The organism is Candidatus Omnitrophota bacterium, from assembly GCA_030695905.1.
In the GTDB taxonomy this organism is placed as follows: domain Bacteria; phylum Omnitrophota; class Gorgyraeia; order 2-01-FULL-45-10; family 2-01-FULL-45-10; genus CAZHPY01.
Window position 1 is genome coordinate 1 of sequence record JAUYOL010000014.1, and the last position, 6,347, is coordinate 6,347.

The following is a 6,347-nucleotide window of genomic DNA, read 5'->3' on the forward strand; positions in this document are numbered from 1 at the left end:
ACCCAACTCTCATCAGGAGCTCCCTTCGCAACACTCCCCATCGATCCAGTGAATAGCGATACAGAAAATTTGTATTATGCATATGTACCAGGAAGTTATGTGTTTTCCGCGATGTTGACTTCAAGTAAAAATTTTGTGGAACGTTCTCTGACTGACGGAGGAACGGATCCAGCGCGATTTGAAACAGGCACTAATCTTGGGCGATGGACTCGAGCAACTGGTTTGGTTGGTTTATGGGATTTTGATGAAGGAACAGGCGGCGTTGCGAAAGATATATCGCCGAATGCGCAACTGGGAAGTGTTTTTGGCGCATCGTGGGTTAGTGGACAAGTACATACCGCGCTCAATTTTGATGGCACGGGTAATTTTATTGACGCAGGCAATAATACGGCATTAAATTTTTCTGCGGATGACACGATGTCAATTTCGCTGTGGGTAAAACCAGACAGCGTGACGGGTGAGTCGTATCTCATTGACCGACATGACTATAACCTCTCTCCATATATAGGCTACGGACTTCGTATTAATAATGGAAAGCTTGGTTTTTTGGCTGGGCGCGTTGGTGATACGACAATAAAAGAAAGCGCGCAAACTATTGATATTAATAAATGGACGCACGTGATGGTAACGCTCCAAAGTGGCGCCTTACGTTTCTATATAAATAGTATTCTTGACGCGAATACCTATACAGGCATTGATATTCAAAATTATGATACTAATTTTACCATTGGAAAATTAAGTAACAATGCGAGTGGATATTTTAATGGCGTCATTGATGATGTGCGGGTATATAATCGTACGGTATCACCGGCAGAGGTGCGGAAAATATATGCGGCGCAATTTGCGGCAACAATCGCGGAGGGATCTGGAGGAGGTGGCGGAGGAGGCGGCGGCGACACAGTGTCGCCATCAGTACCAACGGGTCTTATCACTACTAGCATTGCGACATCAACGATAGATCTCTCCTGGACCGCATCCACTGATAATATTGGCGTTACGGGATACTATATATATCGTTGCCAAGGCATTGCATGTACTCCAACAGTGCAAATAGCAGATGTGACTACGGGAACAACGTATCAAGATTTCGGACTTTCTCCAAGTACTAATTATGCATATCAAGTTTCAGCGCATGATCTTGCTCAAAATGTATCAGTAAAATCTACGGTGCTTGAAACAGTAACGCAGGCGGATAATGTCGTTGTTGGCTTAATTCGACAAAATTGCACCGGCTACACGAATTGTTATACAACCCTTTCCGCATGGGAAGCGGCATTAGGTGGTATTACATGGGGCGCATGTACGCCAGGTGATTTAGTGTGCGCGAATAAGATTGCGGAAGCAAAAATTGACGGACCATGGACGAGTCCTGATACAACAGCGGTCACCATAGCTGGTTGGACAACGGGACTGAATAATTACATAAAGATTTATACGACAACAGCCGCAAGGCATAGCGGGAAATGGGATACGGGGAAGTATAGATTGAGTAGCGGGCAAGCTCTAATGGTAGGAGAAGAGAATGTTCGTATTGACGGTCTTCAATTTTCCACTAGCGGTTCTTACGGAACTACGTTAGGTACAAGCGGATTAATGTCTAATCTAGATGTCAGAATTTCTAATAATATTTTTCAAGGAACAAATAGTCAATCTCAAGCCGGGATACTTATCAGTGCTGGGTTAAGCGGAACTTTTAAGATATGGAATAACATAATATATGGCATGAATGGCAATAACGGCCATGGGATGGACTTTCAGCAAGCTGGGGTAACCTATTACGTATATAATAATACTGTATATAGTTCTAACAATAATATAAGGCAAAGGGCAGGAACCGTAATAGCTAAAAACAATATTTCGCAAATCGGAGCATCGATAAATTATACTGGGACATTTGACGCTAGTTCAACAAATAATCTATCAAGTGGAACTGATGCCCCTGGGACTAATCCACAAAACAGTAAAACAGTTTCTTTTATAAGCACAACATTAAATAATGAAGACTTCCATCTCGCATCTACCGACGTTTCAGCCAAAGATGTGGGAGTCTCTCTATCCGCAGACGCCAGTCTCGCCTTTTCTGATGATATTGATGGACAGATCCGTTCCGGCGCATGGGACATCGGAGCTGATGAAACAACAGGAGGATCGCCTCTGCCTCCAGACACAACTCCTCCTGTTCTATCAGCAGGCGCTCCTTCGGGCATCCTTGCTTTTGGCACAACCCAAACCACCTTATCTCTTTCAACAAATGAAAACTCCACCTGCAAATATGGAACCACGGCCAATACCGCCTACGCTTCAATAATAAATACCCTCACCACAACAGGAGCCACAGCTCATTCCCAAACTATTACTGGATTAACTAATGGGACTAGCTATAACTATTACGTCAGATGTCAGGATACGGCGGGTAATGCTAACACAACAGATTATTCTATCTCGTTTTCGGTGGCAGCTCCATCTGGTGATACTACTCCGCCAACAACCTCTATTACATCTCCAATAAGTGGAGTAACTATAGCAGACATAATCACAATCTCCGCAAACGCAACAGACAATATAGCCATAGCCGGAGTTCAATTTAAATTAGATACAAACACATTTTTAGGGACAGAAGCTATATCTTCTCCTTATTCTTATGCTTTAAACACAACAACAATTACAGACGGTTCCCATACTTTGATTACCGTTGCGCGAGATACTTCAAACAATTACGCGACATCAAGCGTGATAACAATCACAGTAAATAACGCGTCTCCGCCTCTTCCAGACACTCAAGCTCCTTCAGTTCCCGCGAATCTTGTTGCAACTTCCATCTCTGCATCTCAAATCAACCTCTCATGGACCGCATCAACAGATAATATTGGAGTAGTTGGCTATAAAATCTATCGTTGCCAAGGTTTGTCCTGCATACCAACCATCCAAATCGCGACTTCAACGATTAACTCATATTCAAATACCGGACTTATCGACGCAACCGCGTATGCCTACTCTGTTTCAGCTTATGATGTCGTAAATAATGAATCGGGAAAGTCTGGTAACGCAAGTGCCACGACAGCAGTTTCTACCGGCAATGTTTATTATATTTCGCCTACAGGTAATAATGCCACGGGCAATGGGACATACAATAACCCTTGGCAAACAATAACCTATGCCATCAGCCGGATCGTAGGCGGAGATACTCTAATTCTGAAAGATGGAACTTATACACAATCAATTGGAGTATTCCTTCCAAATCAAAAATACAATTCTTATTCTCCTCCTAATGGTTCAGCTGCCGCATATACAATTATTAAAGCTGAAAATGATGGGCAAGCTGTTCTCCAGGATAGCTATATTTATATTGGCGGTCCTTATAGCACTAGCGTAGCTGATGGTTCATCTTACATTCAGATTGAAGGACTAAAATTATTAAGAAGCTATATTGATATAACGCGCTCTCATCATATTAAAATTTTAAAAGTCGGCATTAAAAATGCCGTGCCGATTAATGAGAGATATGGCGGCCCTATAGGGATAGGTTGCGAGAGTTATAATGTGCTTGTTGAAGATAGTTGGGTTATAGGGACGATGCGTTATGGCATAAGTGTTTCAGAATCTTCTAATGTAATACTGCGCAGAGTTCTTGCGCGTTTTGATGGCAACACCAATGTTGAGCCTAAAGCAGGATTTAATTTTTATGGCGGAGCGCAAGGTACTGGATGCAGAAGTAGCCTCGTTATTCAACCCAGCCATGATAATCTGTGCCAGAATTGTATTGCTTTGGATTTTAATTCCGCGAGCGGACTTGGCGGAGGAATGAATGGGCCGCATGCAACCATAAACAATAAGGTTTATGGCAGTATCTTTCTTAATCTTCCAACTAACGGCGCCATATTCAGCGAAGAACCTCCTGGAGGCGGGAATGATATGATAAATAGCGTTGCTTGGGGCGTGGGCGAGGGTTTTTCATTAAGGGATGGCGATCCAACTAAGACTACTAACTTTAGTCAATTAACAGTAGGAAATTCAAATAGGGGTATTGCTTACTGGTCTGGCAGTTACAGTACCAGAAATATCGTAAATATAAAAAACAGCCTTTTTTATAATAACAGCAATCCAAATAATGTCGGTGATATTATCAACTACAATTGGTATTATCCAGCATCTCAAGCGCAAGGCACGAATTTCATAACTACTAATCCTAATATCCAATATTTAACAAGGACACCTGATAGCGGCACGGGAGAAGGAGGAGTAAAGCGAGGTGCTACTGTTGAAAAGCGCTACGGTGTTACCGGAACATTATGGGGAGAGTTGGGATATGACCAACTTACTAATGAGTCGCTTTGGCCTTGGCCTAATGAGCAAAGGATTCATGATGATGCCGCTGAAGTAGATAGCCCTGCTTATACTAACACTCCTAATCGTGGTTTTGCAGCGACTGGCAGTGGTCTTTATGGAGGCCCCAAAACGCTTACTTCATACATCTGGGAATATCTAGGGAATCCTTGCCCGGCAGAAATTTGCACTACACAATCTCCGCCTCTTCCAGACACTCAAGCTCCTTCAGTTCCCGCGAATCTTGTTGCTACTGCCATCTCCTCATCTCAAATCAACCTCTCTTGGACTGCATCCACTGATAATATTGGAGTAACAGGCTACCGAGTTTTTAGAGGAGGCGTCCAAATCGCTACTCCCACAACTAATTCTTACTCTGATACGGGGCTTTCTGCTTCAACGGTTTATTCTTATACCGTTGCCGCTTTTGACGCGGCTGGTAATGTATCAAGTCAGTCAATAAGCGCAAGCGCGACGACCATGGCAGCACCGATGTCAAGTTGTTCGGAGGCTAATATTCTTTGTGTTGACGACACAGTGGGCTCGACACAAGAGTATGCCACCATACAAGCCGCGGCAAACGCCGCAATCGCAGGCGATACAGTGCTTGTCTATGACGGCAACTATGCTGGTTTTCAAGTAACGGTATCCGGCGCGCAATTGTCGCCGATAACATTTAAGGCTAATGGTCAGAATGTTTTAATTAACGTCGATGGACCAACCGGAGATGGTATTAGGCTGCAGAATATCAGCTATATTACTGTTGATGGATTAAGAATACAAAATGTTTCGCAGAGATGTATTGCCGCCCGAGGAGCAGTTGCCACCAGTCCGATGAATAGTTTGATATTAAAAAATAACTATTGCGTGTATTCTGGGGTTGGCGTAGGGCGTGAAGGCATTTATCTTTCTCAAGTCGCTAATTCTTTAGTGGAATCCAACACGGTAACTTATACAGGTATTTCGACAGGATGGGAACATGCTATTTATCTTGCCAATGCCGGTTCTAAAAATACGATTATTCGCGGTAATATAATGAACGGAGAGGGCTTGCATATTAATGGCGATCTTTCTATAGGCGGAGACGGTTTAATTACAGGTTTAATAATTGAAAAAAATATAGTTGCCGGCAGTCCAGCTACAAATGGCCCACAAAATGGTTTTAGTATGGATGGAGTTCAAAATTCGTTGATTCAAAATAATTTAATTTACGGAGTGGTGAGACATGGCTTGAGAGCGTTTCGGATTGATGGCGCGGCAGGTCCGCAGAGTTTGAAAATTATTAATAATACTATTGTTCTTCCATCATCGAGTACGGGATGGGCGATTAAACTTTCCGAAGATCTTGGTAATCACAATATTTTCAACAATATTCTGCGCACAATGGGCACCGGAGGAAGTATTTCCCTTACTAATAATGGATTCTTTAGTAATTATAATGTGATGAATAATAGTATGTCTCGAGATGGAGAGGTAACTATTTTGACTCTTGCACAATGGCAAGCAATAGGATTCGATTCAAATTCTCTGGTTGCGACAGAAAGCGCATTGTTCGTAAATCCGGGAATTAATAACTACCACCTACTTGCCGGATCCCCAGCACTCAATGTTGGCGCAGCTACATATAATGCACAGCTGGCACCAACTACTGACCTTGAAAATACAATTCGTCCTCAAGGCGCCGCATATGACATTGGCGCGTATGAAGAAAGTGGTGGAGGCGGCGACACAATAGCTCCAACGCAACCAACAAATCTCATAGCATCGCTCGTGACCTCATCAAGCCTGACACTTTCATGGACTGCATCAACAGATAATATTGGAGTAGTTGGCTATAAAATCTATCGTTGCCAAGGTTTGTCCTGCATACCAACCATCCAAATCGCGACTTCAACGATTAACTCATATCCAAATACCGGACTTATCTCCGCAACCGCGTATGCCTACTCTGTTTCAGCTTAAGATGCCGTAAATAATGAATCGGGAAAGTCTGGTAACGCAAGTGCCACGACAGCAGTTTCTAC

The 6,347-nt window shown here is 43.1% G+C and carries 1 protein-coding gene; it reads left to right on the forward strand.

Features of this window, described 5'->3' with window-relative positions:
- The first annotated feature begins 99 nt into the window (after window positions 1-99).
- Complete coding sequence (locus Q8R38_02395) at window positions 100-6,285, forward strand: LamG-like jellyroll fold domain-containing protein (GenBank protein MDP3790874.1); 6,186 nt, start codon at window positions 100-102, stop codon at window positions 6,283-6,285.
- Window positions 6,286-6,347 lie beyond the last annotated feature (62 nt).